General features: G+C 69.5%; 20 protein-coding genes. 12 read left to right on the forward strand and 8 right to left on the reverse strand.

From position 1 onward, the window contains the following. Window positions 1-31 precede the first annotated feature (31 nt). Together ACYR7D_RS17215 and ACYR7D_RS17220 are read left to right on the forward strand one after the other, a co-directional pair. Window positions 32-1,180 carry an acyl-CoA dehydrogenase family protein gene (locus tag ACYR7D_RS17215; RefSeq protein ID WP_459545593.1) on the forward strand — a complete coding sequence of 383 codons (1,149 nt, stop codon included), beginning with the start codon at window positions 32-34 and terminating at the stop codon, window positions 1,178-1,180. 94 nt (window positions 1,181-1,274) lie between these two features. Then, on the forward strand, window positions 1,275-1,904 hold the full coding sequence (locus tag ACYR7D_RS17220; protein WP_459545594.1) for a hypothetical protein: 630 nt from the start codon (window positions 1,275-1,277) through the stop codon (window positions 1,902-1,904). A 104-nt stretch (window positions 1,905-2,008) separates the two neighbouring features. Here the strand turns inward: ACYR7D_RS17220 and ACYR7D_RS17225 are convergent, their stop codons facing one another. After that, window positions 2,009-2,293, reverse strand: coding sequence for a zinc-binding dehydrogenase (locus ACYR7D_RS17225; protein ID WP_459545595.1), 285 nt, complete (start codon window positions 2,291-2,293; stop codon window positions 2,009-2,011). Between the two features lie 42 nt (window positions 2,294-2,335). Between ACYR7D_RS17225 and ACYR7D_RS17230 the strand changes: the two genes are divergently transcribed. The 6 genes from ACYR7D_RS17230 (at window position 2,336) to ACYR7D_RS17255 (ending at window position 8,797) form a co-directional block, all read left to right on the forward strand. Further along, window positions 2,336-3,013, forward strand: a complete 678-nt coding sequence (locus ACYR7D_RS17230; protein ID WP_459545596.1) for a TetR/AcrR family transcriptional regulator — start codon at window positions 2,336-2,338, stop codon at window positions 3,011-3,013. Window positions 3,014-3,167: 154 nt separating this feature from the next. Then, a complete protein-coding gene (locus tag ACYR7D_RS17235) occupies window positions 3,168-4,397 on the forward strand; it encodes an acyl-CoA dehydrogenase family protein (protein ID WP_459545597.1) in 1,230 nt (409 codons plus the stop codon). 349 nt (window positions 4,398-4,746) lie between these two features. Then, complete coding sequence (locus ACYR7D_RS17240; protein WP_459550198.1) at window positions 4,747-5,691, forward strand: acyl-CoA dehydrogenase family protein; 945 nt, start codon at window positions 4,747-4,749, stop codon at window positions 5,689-5,691. Between the two features lies 1 nt (window position 5,692). Further along, window positions 5,693-6,502, forward strand: a complete 810-nt coding sequence (locus tag ACYR7D_RS17245; protein ID WP_459545598.1) for an enoyl-CoA hydratase/isomerase family protein — start codon at window positions 5,693-5,695, stop codon at window positions 6,500-6,502. After that, window positions 6,486-7,688, forward strand: a complete 1,203-nt coding sequence (locus tag ACYR7D_RS17250; protein ID WP_459545599.1) for an acyl-CoA dehydrogenase family protein — start codon at window positions 6,486-6,488, stop codon at window positions 7,686-7,688. The genes ACYR7D_RS17245 and ACYR7D_RS17250 overlap by 17 nt, the downstream gene beginning before the upstream one ends. After that, a complete protein-coding gene (locus tag ACYR7D_RS17255) occupies window positions 7,685-8,797 on the forward strand; it encodes an acyl-CoA dehydrogenase family protein (protein WP_459545600.1) in 1,113 nt (370 codons plus the stop codon). The genes ACYR7D_RS17250 and ACYR7D_RS17255 overlap by 4 nt, the downstream gene beginning before the upstream one ends. A gap of 10 nt (window positions 8,798-8,807) precedes the next feature. Here the strand turns inward: ACYR7D_RS17255 and ACYR7D_RS17260 are convergent, their stop codons facing one another. The 5 genes from ACYR7D_RS17260 to ACYR7D_RS17280 form a co-directional block, all read right to left on the reverse strand. Further along, window positions 8,808-10,511 carry a class I adenylate-forming enzyme family protein gene (locus ACYR7D_RS17260; RefSeq protein WP_459545601.1) on the reverse strand — a complete coding sequence of 568 codons (1,704 nt, stop codon included), beginning with the start codon at window positions 10,509-10,511 and terminating at the stop codon, window positions 8,808-8,810. Window positions 10,512-10,556: 45 nt separating this feature from the next. Next, window positions 10,557-11,750: an FAS1-like dehydratase domain-containing protein gene (locus ACYR7D_RS17265; protein ID WP_459545602.1), complete on the reverse strand. Its 1,194-nt coding sequence runs from the start codon at window positions 11,748-11,750 to the stop codon at window positions 10,557-10,559. 12 nt (window positions 11,751-11,762) lie between these two features. Continuing rightward, window positions 11,763-12,746 carry an acrylyl-CoA reductase (NADPH) gene (gene acuI, locus ACYR7D_RS17270; RefSeq protein ID WP_459545603.1) on the reverse strand — a complete coding sequence of 328 codons (984 nt, stop codon included), beginning with the start codon at window positions 12,744-12,746 and terminating at the stop codon, window positions 11,763-11,765. A 160-nt stretch (window positions 12,747-12,906) separates the two neighbouring features. Beyond that, complete coding sequence (locus ACYR7D_RS17275) at window positions 12,907-13,683, reverse strand: SDR family NAD(P)-dependent oxidoreductase (protein WP_459545604.1); 777 nt, start codon at window positions 13,681-13,683, stop codon at window positions 12,907-12,909. Continuing rightward, window positions 13,680-15,221 carry a class I adenylate-forming enzyme family protein gene (locus ACYR7D_RS17280; RefSeq protein ID WP_459545605.1) on the reverse strand — a complete coding sequence of 514 codons (1,542 nt, stop codon included), beginning with the start codon at window positions 15,219-15,221 and terminating at the stop codon, window positions 13,680-13,682. The genes ACYR7D_RS17275 and ACYR7D_RS17280 overlap by 4 nt, the downstream gene beginning before the upstream one ends. Before the next feature lie 80 nt (window positions 15,222-15,301). On the opposite strand from ACYR7D_RS17280, the gene ACYR7D_RS17285 reads away from it, so the two are divergent. Genes ACYR7D_RS17285 through ACYR7D_RS17295 form a run of 3 tightly spaced genes read left to right on the forward strand, consistent with a single transcriptional unit; the run spans window position 15,302 to window position 18,516 of the window. Continuing rightward, window positions 15,302-16,492, forward strand: a complete 1,191-nt coding sequence (locus ACYR7D_RS17285; protein ID WP_459545606.1) for a CaiB/BaiF CoA transferase family protein — start codon at window positions 15,302-15,304, stop codon at window positions 16,490-16,492. Next, window positions 16,489-17,748, forward strand: coding sequence for an acetyl-CoA hydrolase/transferase family protein (locus ACYR7D_RS17290; protein WP_459545607.1), 1,260 nt, complete (start codon window positions 16,489-16,491; stop codon window positions 17,746-17,748). The genes ACYR7D_RS17285 and ACYR7D_RS17290 overlap by 4 nt, the downstream gene beginning before the upstream one ends. Further along, entirely contained in the window at window positions 17,749-18,516 is a 768-nt protein-coding gene (locus ACYR7D_RS17295; protein ID WP_459545608.1) for an enoyl-CoA hydratase/isomerase family protein, read from the forward strand. A 367-nt stretch (window positions 18,517-18,883) separates the two neighbouring features. Here the strand turns inward: ACYR7D_RS17295 and ACYR7D_RS17300 are convergent, their stop codons facing one another. Together ACYR7D_RS17300 and ACYR7D_RS17305 are read right to left on the reverse strand one after the other, a co-directional pair. Next, window positions 18,884-19,087 (reverse strand): ferredoxin, encoded by a 204-nt coding sequence (locus ACYR7D_RS17300; protein WP_459545609.1) that lies wholly within the window; start codon window positions 19,085-19,087, stop codon window positions 18,884-18,886. Between the two features lie 4 nt (window positions 19,088-19,091). Next, complete coding sequence (locus tag ACYR7D_RS17305) at window positions 19,092-20,381, reverse strand: cytochrome P450 (protein WP_459545610.1); 1,290 nt, start codon at window positions 20,379-20,381, stop codon at window positions 19,092-19,094. Window positions 20,382-20,523: 142 nt separating this feature from the next. On the opposite strand from ACYR7D_RS17305, the gene ACYR7D_RS17310 reads away from it, so the two are divergent. Further along, window positions 20,524-21,684 carry an acyl-CoA dehydrogenase family protein gene (locus ACYR7D_RS17310; RefSeq protein WP_459545611.1) on the forward strand — a complete coding sequence of 387 codons (1,161 nt, stop codon included), beginning with the start codon at window positions 20,524-20,526 and terminating at the stop codon, window positions 21,682-21,684. Window positions 21,685-21,711 lie beyond the last annotated feature (27 nt).

Below are 21,711 nucleotides of genomic sequence, written 5' to 3' on the forward strand. Positions count from 1 at the left end.
ACCGTCGTAGAACTCGTCTCCTAGGAAGAATATGCGCCGCGAGCTGTTCACCGCCGACCACGAAGCCTTCCGGGCGCTGGCGCGGGAGTTCATCGAGAAGGAGGTCGTCCCGCGCTATCCGGAATGGGAGAAGCGGGGCCGGATGCCGCGTGAAGTCTTCCGGCGACTGGGGGATCTGGGGTTGCTCGGGACCGCCGTCCCCGCGGAATACGGTGGTCTGGGCATCCGGGACTACCGGTACAACGTGGTCTTGCAGGAAGAAGCGCAGCGGGCGCTGGTCACCCTCGGTACCGTGCGCACCCAGCTCGACGTGATCCTGCCCTATTTCCTCGAATACGCCGACCCCACCCAGCGCGAACGCTGGTTCCCCGGGCTCGCCGCCGGCACCCTGCTCACCGCTGTGGCGATGACCGAACCGGGTACGGGATCCGATCTCGCCGGTATCCGCACCACCGCCGTGCGCGACGGGGAGAACTATGTGCTCAACGGGGCGAAAACCTTCATCACCGGGGGGCTGCTCGCCGATCTGGTGGTCGTGGTGGCCCGCACCGCCACCGATCCGGGCAACCGGCGCGCGGGCCTGACACTGCTCGTGGTCGAGGACGGGATGCCCGGTTTCACCAGGGGACGGGTGCTGGACAAGATGGGTTGCAAGGTGCAGGACACGGTGGAGCTGTCGTTCACCGATGTGCGGGTTCCGGTGGCCAACCGGCTGGGGGAGGAGGGTGCCGCCTTCGGCTACCTCGGCCACAATCTGCCGCAGGAGCGGATGACCGTGGCGGTGGGGTCGGTGGCCCAGGCGCGGGCGGCGCTGACCGCGACGATCGAATACGTCAGGGACCGCAAGGCTTTCGGCACACCGGTGGCCTCGTTCCAGAACACCAAATTCGAACTCGCCGCCGTCTCCGCCGAGATCGAGGCCGCGCAGACCATGGTGGACCGGGGTGTGCGGGATCTGGTGGACGGGTTTCTCTCCGGTGCCGATGCCGCGCGGGTGAAACTGTTCGCCACCGAGACCCAGGCCCGGGTGGTGGACCGGTGTCTGCAGCTCTTCGGCGGCTACGGCTACATGATGGAGTACCCGATAGCCCGGCTGTACAACGATGCCCGGGTGGCCCGGATCTACGCGGGTACCAGTGAGGTGATGAAAGTTATCATTGCCAAGGATCTCGATTTGTGATGTATGGCATAAACATTCCTTTCTTGAGAGCTGCATCACATGATGATTGCCGGGCCTACTGTTTCAGCAGTTGGTTCGTCGAACGGAGTACCGGGTGAGCAGCCCACGGGATGGAATCGGCAGAGCGACCCGGCCCGGCGAACTTCCCGGCCGGGCAGGTGCCGGATTGTGCGCCGTCGAGATCATGCGCGCGCACGCCCGTCGCCATCCCCTACGGCACCGGCTCGCCATCGTGGCGCCGAACACCGTCGAGGTGGTGCGGTACGCGGGCGGGCTGATCTTCGACCGGATGGCGGCCGGCTGGGAGGTCGTCGCGGTCCTCACCGAAACGGATGCGGTACGACCCCTGGAGATCGTGGGGGCCGCCGTGGTGGATCTGACCACCGCGCTGGACTCACCGGTCCACGACACCTGGCCGGAAAGCGTTCTGGTGGCGCCGGAGATCTTCGTCGCCGACGAACGAGTCCGGACCGGTGTGATCGATTGCCTCGACGGGGGACTCAACGAACTCGCGGTGTGGGGAGAGGACCTCCCGGAGGAACTGGCCGCGCGGGTGACCTCGGTGCACCACCGGCTGAGTGTGGCCGCCCGGGCCTTCAAACGGTGCGCGCTCGGCGCCGCCGGTATCGGGCCGCAGGCGGAGGAGAGTATCGAGGTCTTCCACGGGGGTGCCGTGCTGCTCGCGGATCTGCGCGGATGTCAGGATCTGGTTCGAGCGGTCTGAACCGGCCGGTGGGAAGGGCTCCGTGTATCGGTCCGGCCCCACGTGCGGCTCGGACGCGGGGGCGCCCGCGCCGCACCGCCGCCCGAACAGTGCGGCCGGGTGGTTCACCCGCCGCGATACCGTGCTCGGGCGGTCGGGTCGATCACCACCTTGCCCACGGCATACCCTTCGGCGACCTCGCGGAGCGCTTCGACCGTGTGCTCGAGGGGGAAGACCGCCCCGATATGCGGTCTCACCCGTTCGGCGAGGTCGCCGCCCACCGCGGTGCCGTTGGTGGCGCCGATCCCGGCGATCAGGTTCCCGTTCAGGGCATTGCGCGCCTGCGGGCGGTTCAGGGTGAGGACGGTGACCGGCCCGCGCCGCTCGACCAGGAATTCTTCATCGCTCATGACCGGTACCCCGTTGTCTCGGCGAGTTCGGCGGCCGATCGCATGAGGCCGGGCACGATCGGGCCGAAGGATCCCCGCTCGGAGGTGGTCGGGCGGATCGCGCGGCAGGCGGTGGCCGAGCGGGAAGCCGAGTACGCGGACGAGATCCGCCGGCTCCTGGACGCCGCTCTGGAGCAGGTGCGCCGGTGCGGTCCGGGTGCGCGCCCGCGTGTGGCGGATATCGTGGCCGCGGCCGGGCTCTCCAACGATGCCTTCTATCGGCATTTCCGTTCCAAGGACGCACTGATGGCCGCGGTGCTGGCCGACGGCGCGGAACGGCTGGTGGACTATGTGGTGCACCGCATGTCGAAGGAGTCCGGCCCGCAAGAGCGGATCCGCTGCTGGGTGGCGGCGATTCTGGCGCAGGCCGGCGCGGCGCTCGCCGCCGACGCCCGGGCGGTGTTGTGCCATACCGGCGATCTCGGCGCGGATCTCGTGACAGGCCGGGCGGGGTCGGCGCCCCGGCGGCTCGCCGTGCTGCTGCACGATCCGTTCGCCGATCTCGGGGTGCGCGAACCGGAATTCGCTGCCGGTCTGGCGGCGTACGCGACGGTGGGAAAGCTTTCGGAGTACCTGTGGGCGAACGTGGAGCCGTCGGATGTGGAGGTCGAGCGGATGGGCGATTTCTGCCTGGCCGTGGTCGCCGCCGCGCGGGGAGGCGCCGCGAGTGCTGCCGGGTAGCGCGGAGGTGGGGTGCGGCGCTGTTCGGTGGGGCGGATACCTCCGCCCGGATGCCGGCGGGTCTCGCTGCCGGTGTGGATGCGGCGGCGGAGGATGGCGAGCCAAAATAGGTAAACATTGCAATCCTTATGAGGATTGCCGTAGGGTGCTGCGTATGGACTTCACGATGGGCGCGGCCGCCGGGAAGCTCCGAGGGGAGTTGCGCCGGCTCATCGCCGAGAAAGTCCCCGCCGACTACCTCGGTGCCTTCACCGACGACCCGGCCGATCTGGCCGTGGCCCAGCGTTTCTGCGCACTCCTGGCCGCTCGCGGCCTGCTCTGCCTGGCCTGGCCCGAAGAGTTCGGTGGCCGCGGCGCGACGGTCTGGGAACAGACCGTGGTGCGCGAGGAGATGTGGGCGCAGCACGAACCGCGTGGCGCCCAGTACATGGGGGTCAACTGGGTGGGGCCCACCGTCATGCGGCACGGCACCCCCGAACAGCGCCGCGAACATCTACCGCCGATCGCCCGGGGCGAGGTCGTCTGGTGTCAGGGGTTCAGCGAACCCGACGCCGGCTCGGACCTGGCGTCGTTGCGCACCACCGCGCGCCGCGACGGCGACGGGTGGTCCATCTCCGGGCAGAAGATCTGGACCTCCTACGCGACCATGGCGCAGTGGTGTTTCCTGCTGGCCCGCACCGCCGAGGGCGAGCGAAAGCAGCAGGGACTCACGGTTTTCCTGCTGCCCATGTCGGCTCCCGGCATCACGGTCCGGCCGATCGCCTCGATGCTGGGGCCGCATCACCTCAACGAAGTGTTCTTCGACGGTGTGCGCGCCACGGACGCCGATGTGCTGGGTGGGGTGGACGAGGGCTGGGCGGTGGTGCAGGAAGTGCTGGCGTTCGAACGGGTCGGGATAGCGCGCTATGCCCGCTGCGAACGGCTGCTGCACCGGGCGCCCGAGGTACTGGGCCCGGCCTGGGACGAAGTCCCGGCCGCCCTGCGTGGCCGTTGGGCGCGCTCGCTCACCCGGTGCCGGCGAGCCCGGCTGCTCGCCTATCAGGTACTCGCGCTGCAGCAGTCGGGTACGGTCGCGCCCGGCGACGCGGCGGCCTACCGGATCGCGGTGACCCGGCTCGATCAGGAGAGCGCCGAGGTGCTGGTGGAACTCGCCGCGGCCGTACCCGGCGATTCCGCGGCGCGGCGCCGGTTCCGGCGGGCGGTCGAGGATCACTGGCGGTATGCCAATGCCGCCACGGTCGCGTCCGGAAGTATCGAGGTACAGCGCATCCTGCTCGCGCGCGAACTACTGGCGGACCCCCGGCCGGGTGGTGCGGTGCGCGCTCGATCGCGGTGGACCTCGGCATCCGGAGCGCGGGCGGCCACGGAACGGTCCGAATCGTGAGCGAGACCAGCGGGCGACCGGGGAACAGTACAGCGGAGACCGGTGCGCGGCGACCCGGGCGTACTCCGGGGCCCGACGCCGCGCCGGCGCGGCGGGAGCTGCTCGCGGACCGGCCGCGGAACCGGGAGCGTCCTCGCGACCCGTCGGCGCGGCCGGACGGCATCTCCCGCCTCGGTGGCAACTCCGCCCCCGATATCCGCCCGGGTAGGCCGCCGGTCCGCGAACCGGTGCGGCTCGGCCCCGCGGCCGCTGCGGTCACGGAATCACCGGCGGACCGCGACCGGCGGGAAGGCCGCGACCGGCGCAGGAGGAGAGCGTGAGTACGTCCAACGGTGCCGCCGGGCACGATATGCGGATAGAAATATCCACTGAGGCAAAGGAATTCGGTCGCTCGGTGGTGTACGCGCTGCGTGCGGCCGGTGGTGACGCCCTGGTCCGGCTGGCCGAAGAAGAACCGGACCGGCGGCAGGCGCTGATCGAGCCGGTCCTCGCCGAACTCGGCGCGTGGGAGCTGGCGCCACGGCGGAGCCCGCTCGAACTCGAGGCCGCCGCGGCGCTGTGCCGGGGCGCCGGATACTGGGCCACGCCCTACCCCGTGGCGGAGCGGCTGGCCCGGCCGGCCGCCCCCGGTTACGACGGCCTGATCGTGGTGTCGGGGGCCGAGCCCGCGGGTGTGGTGGCGGGGGTGGACCTGCGGTGGGCGACGGTCGCGCCGGACGGTGCCCGGGGCGTCGCCCGGCCGCGGGAGGCGGTGGGGCCGGTGCGGCATACGGCGTTCGTCACCCCGCTCGATATCCGGCCCATCGACGGAGACGGCACCCGCGATCTGGCGCTCGCCCTGACCCTGCCGTGCTGGACGCTGCTGGGCATGTTGGACCGGGCCCTGGAACTGACCCGCCACCATATCGGGATACGCGAGCAGTTCGGCCGGCCGCTGGCCGAATTCCAGGGGGTGCAGTTCCAGCTCACCGAGGCCGAGGTCGATCGGCGGGGAGTCGATCTACTGGCCCGGTACGCCCTGTGGAGTATCCAGACCGGCCGCCCGGAGGCGGTGGACGATGCGCTGGCCCTGCGGCTCGCGGCGCTGGAAGCCGCCGATATCGTCTTCCGGACCGCGCACCAGTTGCACGGCGCCATCGGATTCTGTGATGAGACCGGCCTGTCCTGGCTGTCCCGGTACAGCCTGCCGCTGCGCCGGCTCCCGCTGGGGGTGTCCGGAACCGAAGCGCTGCTGACCACGCGGATCGGGCGACGCGGTCTGGCGGGGTTGTTCTCCGATCCGGTGGGGGTATGAGATGCGATACGACCTGCCCGGGGTGCTGACCGTCACCGGTGCGGGAGCCGTGCGCACCGTCACGCTCAACCGTCCCGGCGAACTGAACGCGGTGAACGCCGAGTTGCATCGGGCTCTGGCCCGGGTGTGGCGGCAACTCGCGGCCGATGCCGCGGCCCGGGTCGTGATCCTCACGGGCGCGGGGCGAGCCTTCAGCGCGGGCGGCGATCTGGACTGGATCAGCTCGTTCCTGGACGATCCGGTGGCCCGCGACGAAAGTATCCGGGAGGGCGCGGAGATCATCGAGGAACTGCTGCGTTTCCCGCTTCCGGTGATCGCGGCGGTCAACGGGCCCGCGGTCGGTCTGGGTGCGAGTATCGCCGTGCTGAGCGATATCGTCCTGATCTCCGACCGTGCCCATCTGGCCGACCCGCATATCGCGGTCGGGCTGGTGGCCGGCGACGGCGGGGCCGCGTTCTGGCCGTTGCTCACCCCTGTCCTGCGTTCGCGCGAGTACCTCTACACCGGCGATCGGATCGACGCGACCACCGCGGTCGAACTCGGGCTGGCCACCCGGGTGGTTCCCGCCGCGGAGCTGCCCGCCGCGGCACAGGCTCTCGCCGACCGCTTGGCGCACCTACCGCAGAGTGCGCTCAGCGGCACCAAACGGGTGGTGAACATGTATCTTTCGCAAGCCCTGGCGGGGCCGTTGCAGGCCGGTTTCGCCGCCGAGGTGGCGACCATGCAGTCGCCGGAACACCGCGACCGGCTACGCGCCCTGCGGGGAGCCGGCCGGACAGCGCCGGGAGACGCCGATGGCCCCCGACGGTGATCTCGCCGCCTTCCGCGCGGAGGTGCGGCAGTGGTGCCGTGACAATGTCCCGGCGGGGTGGCGTACCGCCCAGACCGGTGTCGGCGACGCAGAATTCGTGGCTTTTCAGCGAGACTGGTTCCGGCGTTTGCGTGCGGCGGGATACGCGGTGCCGCACTGGCCGAGCGCCTACGGCGGCGGTATGCCGATCCCCCGGCAGGTCGTGCTGTATCAGGAACTCGCCGCGCACGACGCCCCGCGCCTGGTGCTGGCCTTCGTGGCGATCCACCATGCCGCGGCCACCCTGCTGGCCGGCGGTACCGAGGAGCAGCGCCGGCGGCATCTGCCGGCGATTCTCGACGGTGAACTGTGGGCCCAGGGGTTCTCCGAACCGGACGCGGGTTCGGACCTGGCCGGTTTGCGTACCGCGGCCCGGCGCGACGGGGGTGATTACGTGGTCACCGGCCAGAAGGTGTGGGCCAGTGGCGCGCAGTACGCCGACTGGTGCCTGCTGCTGGCCCGTACCGATCCGGCCGCACCGAAACGGAAGGGGATCTCGTATTTCCTGATGGATATGCGCAGCCCGGGGGTCGAGGTGCGGCCCATCCGCCAGGCGACCGGGGAATCGCATTTCTGCGAGATCTTCCTCGACGAAGTGCGTATTCCGGCCGCGAACCTGCTCGGAGCCGAGAACCGGGGCTGGCAGCTGGCGCAGCGGACGCTGGGTGCCGAGCGGGGGCTGACCATGCTCGAACTCGCCGAACGCCTCGGGAACGCCGGTTTCGGGTGGTTGCTGGATGCCTGCCGGACCCGCGATGCCTTCGGGCGGCGCCCGGTCGACGACGGGTACACCGCCGACCGGCTGGCCCGGCTGGAGATCGAACTGAACGGGCTGCGTGCGTTGTGCCGGGATCTGGTGGAACGCCACGAGGCGGGTGCCGCCGGTCCGGCCGATGCCTCGATCGTCAAGCTCTACTACAGCGAGCTCCTGCAGCGGATGACCGATTTCGGTGCCGAGATCTGCGGTCTGCCGGGGCAGACGGTCCTGCGCAAGCCGCTGTCGGGCGGATGGGAATCCGGAGCGTGGGTGCTGGATTTCGTTGGTTCGTGGGAATGGACGATACCCGGCGGCAGTAGTGAGATCCAGCGCACCATCATCGGCGAACGCGGTCTGGGCCTGCCCCGGGAACCGGTGGGGGAACGATGAGCGGCGAGTTCGGTGAGTTCCACGACGAACTGCGTACTGTCGCGCGGGAGCTGCTCGGACGGTCGGGGGACGTGGCCGACTGGACGGTGCTCGCCCGTGCCGGATGGACCGGGCTGGAGGTCGCGGCCGAACACGGGGGAGCGGCGGCGACCTTCGCGGAGACAGCGATCCTGCTCGAGGAGGTGGGGCGGGCGGCGGTGCGCACCGCCTACCCGAGCGTCGCCGCGGCGGGCGTCGGCGTTCTGGAACTCCTCGAGCCGAACGCCCGCCGGGACGCGGAACTGCGTGCCACCGTCGCGGGAACCGCGGTTCCCGTCACGGTGCTCGCAGGGGATATGGTGCCGGCGGCCGGCGGCGAAACGGCCTGTGCCGGCACCGGAGGCATAGTACCCACATTCCGGCTCACCCAAACCACCGCGAATATCCATCTGTCCGGTTCCGCGGCTTTCGTTCCGGACGCGCCGGTCGCCACCACCCTGCTGGTACCGGCACAGGCCCCCGACGGCGCCGCCCATCTCGTCTGCGTGGAACCGGGTACGCCCGGTGTGCGGGTCACCGGACAGGAGGTGGTCGATACGACCCGGAACCTCGGCCGGGTGACGGCCGACGAGGTGGTGGTGGCGCCGGACTCGGTCCTGTCCTTCCGGGGTGACCCGCGGCGCGCGCTGCGCACTCTCTACGACCGGGCCGCCCTGGCCGTCGCCTGCGACGGCCTGGGGATCGCGGCGGCCATGCTGGACACCACGGTCGGGTACGTCCGGGTACGAACCCAGTTCGATCGGCCCATCGGGTCGTTCCAGGCGGTGAAACACGCCTGCGCCGATATGCTCGTGGACCTGACGCTCGCCCGGCGATTGGTCGGCGACGCGGTCTCGGCGGTGACCGGTGGCGCGCCGGAGAGCGGCCGGGCGGTAGCCATGGCCAAGGCCTACACCGGTGAAGCCGCGGTGCGGATCGCCGGTAAGGCGCTTCAGTTGCACGGTGGTATCGGTTACACCTGGGACAGCGGTATCCACCGCTATCTCAAGCGCGCCACGCTGGGCCGGGTGCTCTACGGCGCGCCCGCCGAGCATCGCGGAACACTGACCGGCCGTTATCGGAGAACGTGACCCCGCCGGACTACGGCCGGGACAGACGTCGTGCGGCCAGCTCCCGCAGCTCACCGGATCTGATCTTGGCGCTGCCGGTGAGGCAGAGATCGTCCTCGGTGAAGAACAGGATCTCGCGCGGCACCTTGTAACTGGCGAGCTGCTGTCGCAGGAACTCCCGGATCTCGCCCGCTTCCAGCGACCGGTCGCGGTGCGGGACCACACAGGAGACGACCAGCTCGCCGAGGGTTTCGTGCGGGACCCCCACCGTGCGCCCGATCTTCACTCCCGGATAGTGGCTCAGGATCTCGTCCACCTCCAGCGGTGAAACATTCGCGCCACCGGTCTTGATGATGTCGGTGAGCCGTCCCTCCCAGTACAGGCGGCCCACCTCGTCGAGGTAGCCGCCGTCGCCGGTATGGAAGAAGCCGTCGTCGTCGAGGGTTTCGTCGAGCGGCGTGCCGAGGTACCCGAGCATCAGGGTCGGTCCCTTGACGCAGATCTCACCGTGCTCGCCGCGGCGCAGCGCCGTACCGGTGAGCGGATCGGCGATCTTCACCGTCACCCCCGGTAGCGGCACACCGCTACTGCCCGCGATGACCTCCTCCGGAGTGCCGGCGGGAAAACAGGTGGTGATGGTGAAGGTTTCGGTGTTGCCGTAGGCGTGACCCGGTTCGGTCCAGTCGGTATCCACGGTGGGATGGGTGGCCAGCGGCAGAGCGCGGTCCACGAAACGCAGACTGCGCAACTGCGCGGTGCCCCAGTTCGGCGCGCCCTGCAACTGGGCGTGCTGATGCGGCCAGGCCACCGGGAAGGTCACCCGGTGGGAGCCGATGAGCTCCAGTGCCGTCGTGGCGTCGAACAGCGACTGCAGTACCAGTGTTCCGCCGGCGGCGAGGGTGGCGCCGAGCGCCTGGGCGAAATTCCCCGACCAGAAGAAACCGTTGGCCGTCCAGCAGCGCACGTCGTCGTCGGGACCGAACCCGAACATACGCCGGAACCGCCACATCTGGATGGCGACGCCGCGATGCGCGCTGCGGATACCTTTCGGTTTGCTGGTGGTCCCGGACGAGAAGAACAGCACGGCGGTATCGCTGGGCCGCACGGTGGCGGCCGCGGCGTCGATCAGCGCGGGGTCGGTATCCCTGCCCCGCGCCAGGAAGGCCTCCCAGCTCTCGACCGCGGTCGCGCCGGCCGGTGCCCCGATGGCCGCCAGATACCGCAGGAAGGGATAGGCGGTGACGGCGAGCGCACCGGGCGCGGCGGTGCCGAGCGCCGGGTGCAGACCGGTGAGTACGGCGGTGAAATCCGTTTTCGCCACGTGACGTTCGTACAGCAGCACCGATACTTCGGATGTCCGCAGCAGATGGTCCAGTTCGGGGGCGGTGGAGAAGGTGCTGAGCGCGACCGCGACCCCACCGGCCAGCGAGATGCCGAATACGGCGGCCGGCCATTCGGCACGGTTGGTCATGAGCACGCCGACGCGGGTGTCCTTCCCGACGCCCAGTGCCCGCAGTGCCCGCGCCACCTCGTGGGCCCGCTCCCACAGGTCGGTGTAGGTCCATTCCACGCCGTGGGCGGGGGACAGCAACGCGGTGCGCCCGGCGTAGCGTTCGGTCACTTCGCGGAGGAACCCCGGAAGGGTCAGCGCCCCGAGGCCGGGTTCCTCGTGCAGCGGTGGTCCCGTGACGATCGCCACCGGCCGGTCGGGAGTGTGCTGGATGCCGGTGCTCATCGCCGGTTGTCCTCTCTGACGGTGGTACCCGCGCGGGTTGCGCCGCTACAGTGGGAGTTCGACCTCGGCGGTGCAGTCCACCAGTACGCCGCCGTCCTGGTTGGTGAGTTTCAGCCGTATCCGGACCAGCGGCACCCCCCAGCTCGATTCCGGCTTCTTGTCCACGATCTCGGCGTCGAAACAGGTGATGTCCCCTTCGAACGCCGGCGAGCGGAAATCGGCCTTGGAATGGCGGACCATACCGTCGTTACCGGCCCAATAGGCCAGATAATCGGTGCACCAGGCGCCCATGGTGGCCCCGTACCCGTAGGCCCGCGCCATGCCCACGGCGCCGGCTTTGTCCGCGTCGATATGGCCGCGGGAGGGACCGACGTAGAGGCCGTCCCGCAGCCGCGGGTCGATTTCGGCGCCCTCTTCGTCGAAAGCGAAACCCTCGGTCCAGCCGGGGTCCTGATGGACCCACGGGTCCTCGACCCCTGTCGGCGCCGTCCACCGGAAGGTGCCCCAGATGTTGAACAGGAAGGCCCGGTATTCGGTGGTGAAGCTCGCGATACTGTGCGGGCCGATCACCCGGCGCGGTAGCCGGTCGCCGACCTTCACCTCGTCGAACCGCGGCGAGACACCGAGCCGGTTGGACAGCAACCATTCGGTGCGCAGCGCCTCGATCTCGGCCAGTTCCGGGGCCGACCATGTCTTGATCTCACCGAGCTGGTTCTCATACATTCCGCGTTCGGCGGCCTCTTCGGCGAGATACCGGATCGCGGTCGAGCGTTCGCGGGCCACGAGGGCACCGTGCTGGTTGCGATGGGTGGTGTCGCCCCGGGAGAACATGGTGGGGCCGGCGAATCTCGTTTCCACCACCTTGTAGTCGTGGAAACGCCGCTCCTGGAACAGCTGGTCGCCGGGGCGCACCGGGCAGCCGTAGAACCACCACTCCTCGCCGCCGAAGATCAGGTGACTGTTCGGGATCCGCCCCACACAGGCCGGCGCCGCGCCGTGCCCGTAGTCCAGGGCCACCGCGATCGACTGCGGGGCGATCAGCCCGCCGTAGCGGGATTCGCGGGCGAACTCCTGATCCCAGTGCAACGGGTTCGGGTAGTCCATCGCCATCACCCAGCGGCGGATATCGGAGGCGCTGCACGGCTCCCACAGTTGCCCGCCGCCGATCGGTGTGCCGACCCGGTGCTCGACATCGCTCAGATCGAGTGCGACTGTGCGCTCGGTCGATTTCTTGTTCACGACAACTCCTGCTCAGCGGTTCACGTCGACGACTATCCGGCCGCGGACCGTGCCCGCGACGAAACCGCCGGCCGCTTCGATCGCCTCCGCCAGCGTGATCTCGCGGACGATCGAATCGAGTGCGGCCGGATCCAGGTCGCGCGCGAGGCGGCGCCAGGCGGCGAGCCGTTTCCGCCGGGGTGCCAGCACACTGTCCACCCCCAGCAGTGAAACGCCGCGCAGGATGAACGGGGCCACGGTGGCCGGGAAATCCATGCCCTGCGCGAGGCCGCAGGCGGCCACCGGGCCGCCGTAGCGGGTCTGCGCGCAGGCATTGGCGAGAGTATGGCTACCGGCGGTGTCGACGACTCCGGCCCAGCGTTCCTTCTGCAGTGGTCTGCCCTTGTCGGCGAGTTCGGCGCGATCGATGACAGTGGTGGCGCCGAGTTGCTTCAGGTAGGCGTGTTCACCGGCTTTGCCGGTGGCCGCCGCCACCGTGAAACCGGCCTCGGTCAGCAGAGGGATGGCGATACTGCCCACACCGCCGGTCGCGCCGGTCACCAGCACCTCACCCGCTTCGGGGGTGAGGCCGTGATCCAGGAGGGCAGCGACGCAGAGCGCGGCGGTATAGCCGGCCGTGCCGATGGCCATGGCCTGGCGTTCGGTGAACTCGGTGGGTAGTGGGATCAGCCAGTCGCCGTCGAGCCGGGCGCGCTGGGCCAGCCCGCCCCAGTGGGTTTCGCCCACACCCCAGCCGTTGAGGACGACCCTGTCACCGGCGGACCAGTCGGCGTGGGTGCTCGCGGTCACGGTACCGGCGAGATCGATCCCGGGAACCATGGGAAATCCGCGGACCACCGGGGATGCGCCGGTGATGGCGAGGGCGTCTTTGTAGTTGAGCGTGGACCAGGCGACCTCGACCTCGACGTCGCCCTCGGGCAACTGTGCCTCGTCCACGCTGGTGAGCGCTACCCGCGAACCGGTCTCGTCCTTGTCGATGAGAAGTGCGGAGAACATCGGTGATGTGTTCCTTCCTGGATCCGTTCGGTGGCCGTTCCAGCGGCTCGAGCGGGGTGCGCGGGGACAGCGCTCGGCTCCGGCGAGCGTGAGAATTATGTTCTCTTAAACAAGAATTATATTTCCATCGGACTGGGTGCTGTCAACACCCGGCCGGCGGTCAGCGGGCGGTCCAGCCTCCGTCGACCACGATGGTCTGCCCGGTCACGTACCGGCCGGCGTCACCGGCCAGCCATACGATCGCGCCGACGATGTCCTCGGGGGTGCCCTCGGTGGGCAGCGGGATATTGCGACGCAGATATTCGGCGCCCCGCTCGCTGTCGTAGAGGCTGCCGGTGATCTCGCTGCGGAAGAAACCCGGCGCCACCGTATTGACCCGGATGGCATACCGGGCCCACTGCACGGCGAGTTCCGTGGTGAGTCCGGACAGCCCGGTCTTACTCGCGGCATACGCGGCCTGCGGGATACCGGGAATCCCGACCCGGCCGCTGATCGAGGAGACGTTCACGATCGCACCGCGCCCGCGCTCACGCATATGCGGGAACACCTGCTGGGCCAGGAGCAGCGGTGCGAGCAGATTCAGCTCCAGCGTGCGCCGGATATCGTCCGCCGACTCCGCCTCCGCGCGTGCGGTACCGAACCGGTTGCCGGCGGCGTTGACCAGGATTTCGGGCGGGCCCAGGCCCGCGGCGACCGCGGGCACGAGTTCGGCGAGCGAGTTCGGATCGGCGAGGTCGCAGCCCAGCGCCAGACCGCCGATCTCGGCGGCCAGCGTCTCCAGCCGGTCCCGCCGGCGGGCCACCACCGCCACCCGCGCGCCGAGCCCGGCCAGCGCCCGGCTCACCGCGGCGCCCAGCCCGGAGGATCCGCCGGTCACCAGCGCCACCCGGCCGTCGAGTTCGAAGGGGCGCACCGCCGCCGCACGCGCTTCGTTCATACCCGGTCTCCGGGCGCGATCAGCGACGGGAGTTCGGTGCGCACGACCTTGCCCATGGCATTGAGGGGCAGGGACTCGACCGCGGCCCACACCTCGGGCACCTTGTACCCGGCCAGCTCGCCCCGGCAGTACTCGGCCAGGGCGGCGAAATCGACCGGGGCGCCGCCTGTCTCGATCACGGCGGCCACCTGCTGTCCGAGTCGGGCGTGCGGTACGCCGCAGACGGCGGCCCGGCCGACCGCCGGATGGGTCGCCAGCACCCGCTCCACCTCGAGCGGGTAGATATTCGCGCCGCCGCGGATGATCACCATTTTCTTGCGGTCCAGGACCGTGAGCCAGCCGTCGGTGTCGACGGTACCGATATCCCCGGTGGCGACCGGCCCGTCCGGTACGGGCCGGATTCCACCGTTCTCCCAGTACCCGAGCGGTGGGCGCCACAGGCCCGCCCACGGGCCGTCGGTACGCCCGGCGAGACGTAGTTCACCGAGCTCGCCGGGTGGAAGCCGGTTGCCCGCCTCGTCATAGGCGGCGACATCGTAGTGCGGTAGTACCCGGCCGCTGGCTCGTTCCCGCCGGTCCGAACCGGGTGGATCGATGGCGACCACCGTCGGTGCCTCGGTGAGGCCGTAGGTGGCCCGCGGTACCAGGCCGTGCGCGGCGGCGAATGCCGAACGCAAGGCATCGGGGGTATCGCCGCCGCCGCTCCACACCTCTCGCAGCGTATCCAGGCGCAGCTCCGGGTGGGTGGCGAAATCGTGGAGCTGGGCGGGGGCTCCGTTCCATACGGTCACCCGTCGCGTAGCGATCCATTCCGCCACCCCGGCGTGGTCGCGGCGGTCCATGATCACCGCGCATCCGCCGGCCTGGGCGGTGAGCAGGGTCGACAGCACCATGAGATTGAGGATGGTCAGCGGGAAACTATCACCCTTGCGCAGCTCGGGGCCCCAACCGCGAGTGGCGATCAGGACGGCACCGGGAACCAGCAGATTGCGCTGGCTGTGTACCACCGCCTTCGGCCGGCCGGAGGTGCCGCTGGTGAAGGCGATTCCGGCCGGGGCGTCGAGGTCCGGTGCGAGTGCGGGTATTTCGACGTCCGTCGCGCGGGCGGCCGCCCAGCGCGCCGGATCCACTCGAGCCGGGGAGTCGATGAGGCAGCGCGGTCCGGCGAGTACGACTTCCGGGTCGACCAGTTCGTACAGTGCGTGCTGTTCGGCGGCGGTCAGGGCTTCGCCGATTCCGGCCCAGACCGCGCCGATCCGCTGCGCGCCGTGGAACGCGGCGACGATCCCGAGGTCGTTGGGGAGGCAGGCCGCGACGCGGTCGCCGGGCCGCACGCCCAGCGCCCACAGGGCGCTCGCCGCCGCGCGGGCCTGCTCGTCGAGTTCGCGATAGGTCCACACCCCGGATGCCGCCTCGAGGGCGGGAGCGTTCGGGCGTGCGGTGAGTGCGGGACGCAGGACATCGGCGATGGAGGCGGGTAGGCGGGGAATCCGCTCGCCGCGACCGGCATTCCTGTCGCTGCCATTGAAACCGGGCACCTCTCCTTGATATCACTATCCTTACAAAGATTCATCAGATAGCTGCCGATTCGGTACGGCGGCCGATGAAGGTAGGGCGTATGCGGCACACAGGTCCCCTGACCGGGGTGCGGGTGATCGACCTGACGGCGATGGTGATGGGGCCCTACTGCACCCAGATCATGGCCGATATGGGCGCGGACGTGATCAAGGTAGAGCCCCCGGCCGGGGACAACACCCGCCGGATCTCGGTAGCCCCCGAATCCGGGATGAGTGGTGTATTCGTCAATGTCAACCGGGGCAAGCGCAGTGTGGTGCTCGATCTGCGCGCCGCGGCGGGCAAGACCGCGCTGCGCGAATTGATCCGCGGAGCGGACGTTTTCATCCATTCCATGCGCGGTAAGGCGGTGACCGCCCTGGGATTCGGCTACGAACAGGTCGCCGCCCTCGAACCGGCCATCGTGTACACCAACTGCTACGGCTACGGCCGGCGCGGTCCCGACGCCGACCGCACCGCCTACGACGATACGATCCAGGCCGAATGCGGGCTGCCCCACGTACAGGAACTGCTCACCGGCACATCGGGATACGTGGGCACCATCATGGCCGACAAGATCGCCGGACTCACCGCTGTCTACGCCACCACCATGGCGCTGTTCCACCGCGAGCGGACCGGCGAGGGTCAGGAGGTGGAGGTGGCCATGTTCGAAACCATGGCGGCCTTCATGCTGGTCGAACACGCCAACGGCGCACTGTTCGATCCGCCGCTGGGCTCCGCCGCCTATCCGCGCGCGGTGACGCCGGAACGTACCCCGTACCGCACCGCGGACGGCTTTATCTCGGCACTGGTCTACAACGACAAACAGTGGAACGCCTTCGTATCGGCCGTTCGTCCGGCCTGGGCGGGCCCGGAGTTCGCGACCCTGCCCCAGCGCGCGGAGCGGATCGGCACCGTCTACGCCCATCTGCGCGACACCTTCCGCACTCGGACCACCGCCGCCTGGCTCGAACTGCTGCATTCGCTCGATATTCCGGCCGCCCCGGTACGAACGCTCGACGAACTGTTCGACAACCCCCACCTGAACGCGGCGGGGTTCTTCGAAAATGTCGACAGCCCCGGCGGGCCATTGCGTTTCCCGGGCCCGCCGACCTGGTTCTCCCGGACACCGGGCCGGGTGGCGGGGCCCGCACCCCGCCTCGGCGCCCACACCGGTGAGGTACTGGGGGAGATCGCGCGGAGAACCGCCGCCGGCGTGCCGGGCCGCGGTGACGGACGGGGAACGGCGATATGACCGGCCCCGCGCTCGACCTGAGCGCATGGCTGCGGCCGGGCGACCGGATCGTGATCGGACAGGCCTGCGGGGAACCGTCCACCCTGGTGGAGGCACTGATCGAGCAGGGACCGGGTATCGGCGGCCTCTCCGCCTTCGTGGCCACGAGTTTCTCCGGCCGCTTCGCTCCCGGTATCGGCCGCTCCGTCGCGGTGTCGAGTATGGGCGCCATCGGGGCGCTGCGTGGCCTGGCCCGCAGCGGTGAACTCGCCATCGTGCCCTGTCATGTGGAGCGGGTGGGACCCATGATCGAATCCGGGCAAATCGGCTGCGATGTGGCCTTCGTGCAGGTCGCTCCCGCGGATTCCGCAGGCAGGCACAGTTTCGGTTTGATCGGGGACCACGTCCGGGCCGCGGTCGACCGGGCCCGGGTGGTGATCGCCGAGGTCAACGACCAGGTGCCCTACACCTACGGGGAAGGGCTGGATGCGACCGAGATCGACTGCGCGATAACGGTGTCCCGGCCGCCGGTGGAGGTACCGCCCGCCCCGGCCGGGGCGCTGGAGGAGGCCGTCGCCGGACATATCGCGGCGTATATCGGTGACGGTGCGGTACTGCAGGTGGGGGTCGGGTCGGTACCCGAGGCGGTCCTGCGCCGGCTGGGCGACCGCAGCGATCTGGGCGTGCACTCGGGAATGATGGGCGAGGGCCTGGTGGATCTGATCGAGGCGGGAGTCCTCACCAACGCGCGCAAGAAATTCGCCCCGGGCGTCTCGGTCACCGGTGCCCTCATCGGTACCCGGCGGCTCTACGATTTCGCGCACCGCAACCCGGCGCTGCGCCTGTGCCCCACCTCCTACACCCACGATGCGGCGGTACTCGCGCGGATCGAGAACCTGGTGACGCTCAACGCGGCGCTCGAGGTGGATCTGACCGGTCAGGTCAACGCCGAACAATCCGGTGCGAGCTATATCGGCGGTACCGGTGGGCAGGTCGATTTCGTCCGGGCCGGCCTGCGTGCACCCGGCGGCCGATCGATCATCGCCCTGCCCGCCACCGCGAAAGGGGGCACCGTCAGCCGGATCACCGGTGCGCTGTCGGGGCCGGTCACCACCGCACGCAGCGAAATCGACGTGGTGGTCACCGAATTCGGCGCCGCCGAACTGGCGGGCCGGACGCTGGCCGAACGGGCCCGCCGGCTGGTCGGTATCGCCCACCCGGATTTCCGGGAGGGCCTGGCGCGTGCCGCGCATCGTATCGAGCAGCGAGGTTACTGAATGGAAGACGCCGTACTCTTCAACGCCCGTGCCGATGGAACAGCGATCATCACGCTCAACCGCCCGCGAACCCGCAACTGTCTGTCCGCGGAAGTCCGGGCGGGGCTGTTCGCGGCGTGGCATCGTTTCGAGCACGATCCGGCGCTGCGGATCGCGATCCTCACCGGTGCGGGGCCCACGGCTTTCTGCGCGGGGGGTGATCTGCGGGAAATGGTGGATACCCGGATGGCGGAACCACCGCGCGATATGTTCCCCGTCCCCTACGACACCGTCGAGTTGTCGAAACCCACTATCGCGGCCGTCAACGGCGCGGCCTTCGCCGGCGGCTGGATGATCGCGCAGGCCTGTGATCTGTGCGTTGCCAGTACCACCGCGACCTTCGCGGTGAGCGAGGTGAAGGTCGGCCGTAGTTCACCGTGGGCGGCGCCGCTGATCCATATGATCCCGCAGCGCATCATGATGGAGATCCTGCTCACCGGTGATCCGATCACCGCGCAACGCGCGTACGAGATCGGCCTGGTGAACCGGCTGGCCGAACCCGGGGAGCTGTTACCGGCCGCGCTCGACCTGGCCGCTGTCGTGCTCGCCGGGGCGCCGCTCTCCGTGCGGGCCGCCCGTGAAACCGTCATGCTGGCCACCGAAATGGGGCGTTCGGCCGCGCTGCGGGCGGCGCGCCACGCCTCGGCTCGCGCCTATCACAGCGCGGACGCGCAGGAAGGACCCGCCGCGTTCGCGGAGAAGCGGATGCCGCGCTGGACGGGCCGGTAGCCGATCCGCACGCACTGCTCGCGGTGACCCTCGCCGCGATCATGTTCTCCAACGTCTTCGTACCCACCGAGTCCATGCCCGGCGCGGTGCGGGCGATCGCGGAGTGGAATCCGGTGAGCGCGCTCGTGGCCGCGGTACGCGAGCTGTTCGGCGCGCCGGGCGTTGTCGCCGCGGACGCGGCGTGGCCGCTGCGTGAACCGATCGCCGCCTCGCTGCTCTGGATCGCCCTGATCCTGGCGGTGACCGTGCCGGTGGTCCTACGGCGGTACGGCGCGGATGAGCATTCCTCGCTCCGGCCGGCCCGCGGCCCGGCTTCCGGTCTCGGTGCGGTGTGCGCGCAGAGGCGTCCGGAGCTCTTCTCGCGGCCCTACCCTGCGGGTTCGTCGATGATCTTGATAGCCCATTCGGGACAGGCGTCCGCGGCGGTTCGCACCGCCTCGTGGAGGTCCTCCGAGATTTCCTCACCGATCGCCTCGGCATAACCGTAGTCGTTGAGGGCGAACACTTCCGAGCACAGCGTGGTGCAGATTCCGTGGCCTTTGCAGGAGTCCGCGTCGACGATCACCTTCATGGACCTAGCCTTCCGTGCGGTCGAATTTCAGATGCAGCGCCACGATCCCGCGCAGGATGAAAGTCGGCAGGTAGGTGTATCGGCGGTCGCCCGCCGGGCCGTGCGCGCTCGCATCGATGCGGATATCGGTGGTCCGTTCCAGCAGTCGTTCGATCACGACCTTCGCCTCGGTACGCGCCAGCGGTGCGCCCGGGCAGGTGTGGATACCGCGGCCGAAGGCGATATGCGACCGGGCGTTCGAGCGTTGCGGATCGAAGGCGTTCGGGTTCTCGAACCGGCGGGGATCCCGGTTGGCGCCCCCGTTGGCGAGCATGAGCACGGTTCCGGCGGGGATCTCCACACCGCCGACCGTGGTGGCGGTTTTCGCCAGCCGGAAATCGCCCTTCACCGGGCTCTCCATCCGCAGCATCTCTTCGATGAAGTTGCCGATCCGCTCGTGGTCCGCGCGCAGCCACCGCTGCAGTTGCCGATCCTCGGCGATCGTCTTCAGCGCCGAGGACAGCAGCCGCACCGTGGTCTCCTGCCCGGCGGAGAACAGATTGGTGGCCACGCGGACCACATCGATCACCTCGGGCCGGCTGCCGTCGGGGAAGGTGGCGGTGGCGAGGCCGGTGAGGACATCGGCGCGGGGACTCTCGCGCCGGTCGGCGATATAGGCCGAGAACTTCTCGTAGAGGAACTCGATCGGGTTGTGTTCCATCGCGTGGTCGGCGTCGGTGCTGCCGACCGTGCCGGTGCGGTGCGGGTCGCGCTGGAGGGTGTTCAGGAACTCTTGCTGATCCTCCGGCGGTACCCCGAGCAGGTCGGCGATGATGTAGAGGGTGAAGGGGCCGGCGAAATCGCGGATGAGTTCACCTTTGCCGGGAGCGAGGAACTCGTCGAGCATCTTATCGGCCATATCCCACATGGCCTCTTCGTTCTCCCGGAGACGTTTCGGGGTGATCAGCCGCATGAGCAGACCGCGGTGCGCGGTATGGGTGGGCGGGTCCAGAGCCGGTAGTTGATCGCTGAACGGCAGCGAATCGCGGTGCTCGGCGATGAGCGCCTCCACATCGGAGTTCTCGTCGATGGGAACGGGAAAGCCGGGGAAGGGGCCGGTGACCGAGATGCAGGAGGAGAACCGCTCCGCGTCGTTGAGTACTTCCAGCGCCTCGTCGTAGCCGGTCACCATCATGACGTTGTGGTGTTTCTCCCGGGTGACCGGGCACTGTGCGCGCAAGGCGTCGAAGTAGGGGTAGGGATCGGCGACCAGTTCCTGCCCGAGGAAGAAGTCCAGATCCTGGAAGTTTTTCACGTGACGGTTCCCTTCACCTCGCCGGCTCCCACCGCCACGAGCAGCACTGCCGGTTGACTTCCGCATTTGAGAATATAACTCTCATCTGTGAGTATGAGATTTCCACACGGTATGCCGTGCGTCAACCGGAGGACCGCAGAAAATGCCCGACGAACTCACCGCTGACCAGCGGCTCTTCCAGCAGACCACCCGAGAGTTCCTGGCCGCTACCGTGCCCGTGGCGACGGTACGCGCGCTCGGCGAGGCCGGTACCGGCTTCGGCAGCGACTGGTGGCGATCGGCCACCGAACTCGGCTGGACCGCCATGCTGGTGTCCGAGGAGCACGGCGGCGGCACGATTTCCGGTCGGCCGATGACCGAATTGACCTTGGTGGCAAGGGAACTCGGCCGAGCCTGTGCGCCCGGTCCGTTCGTCACCGTCAATGCCGTATTGGCGGGGCTGGCGAGCGCGGGCAGTGGCTGCACCGAGACGATCCCGGATATCGTCGCGGGTGCGGTGATCGCCGCGTGGGCGGTCTACGAACCCGGCCGGGGAATGGAAGTGATCACCACCCTGGCCGCGCAGAACGCTCCCGCCGAGGGGGTAGGGGTCCAGGCGGTGCGCGACGGTGCCGGTTACCGCCTGACCGGAGTGAAGGACCGCGTCGAATCCGGTGAGCGGGCCGATATGTTCCTGGTATCGGCGCGGAGCGCCGACGGGCCGGTCCAGCTCCTCGTACCCGCGGACGCCCCCGGGGTGACGGTGACCCCCACCTGGACCCTGGACCTGGTGCGCCGTACCGCCCGTATCGATTTCGACGGGGTCGCGGTGCCGCCGGACGCGGTGGTGCACACCGGGGCCGCCGCGGCCGCCGCCGTACGCGCCCAGTTGCACACCGCCGCGGTGCTCACCGCGGCGGAGACGGTGGGCGCCACGGACAAAGCGGTGGAGGCGACGCTGGCCTGGTTGAACGACCGCTTCACCTTCGGCCGGCCACTCGCCTCGTACCAGGCGCTCAAACACCGGATGGCCGATAACAAGACCTGGCTAGAGGCCTGCCGGGCCACCGCCGCGGCCGCCGCCGCGGCGATGGACGACGATCCGGGCGGCGCGGACGAGGTGGTCAGTGTCGCGAAATCGTATGTGGGTGCGAAAGCTCCGGTGATCGGCCAGGACTGCGTGCAGTTGCACGGTGGCATCGGGGTCACCTGGGAACACGATCTGCACCTGTACCTGCGCCGGATCGGCCTGGGGCGCGCGTTCTACGGCACGCCCGAGGAACATCGGCGCCGGATCACCGATCTCCTCCTCGCCGCCGCGTAGTGCGACCGGCATCCTCCTGGAAGGCGG

Source organism: Nocardia sp. X0981 (assembly GCF_977089955.1).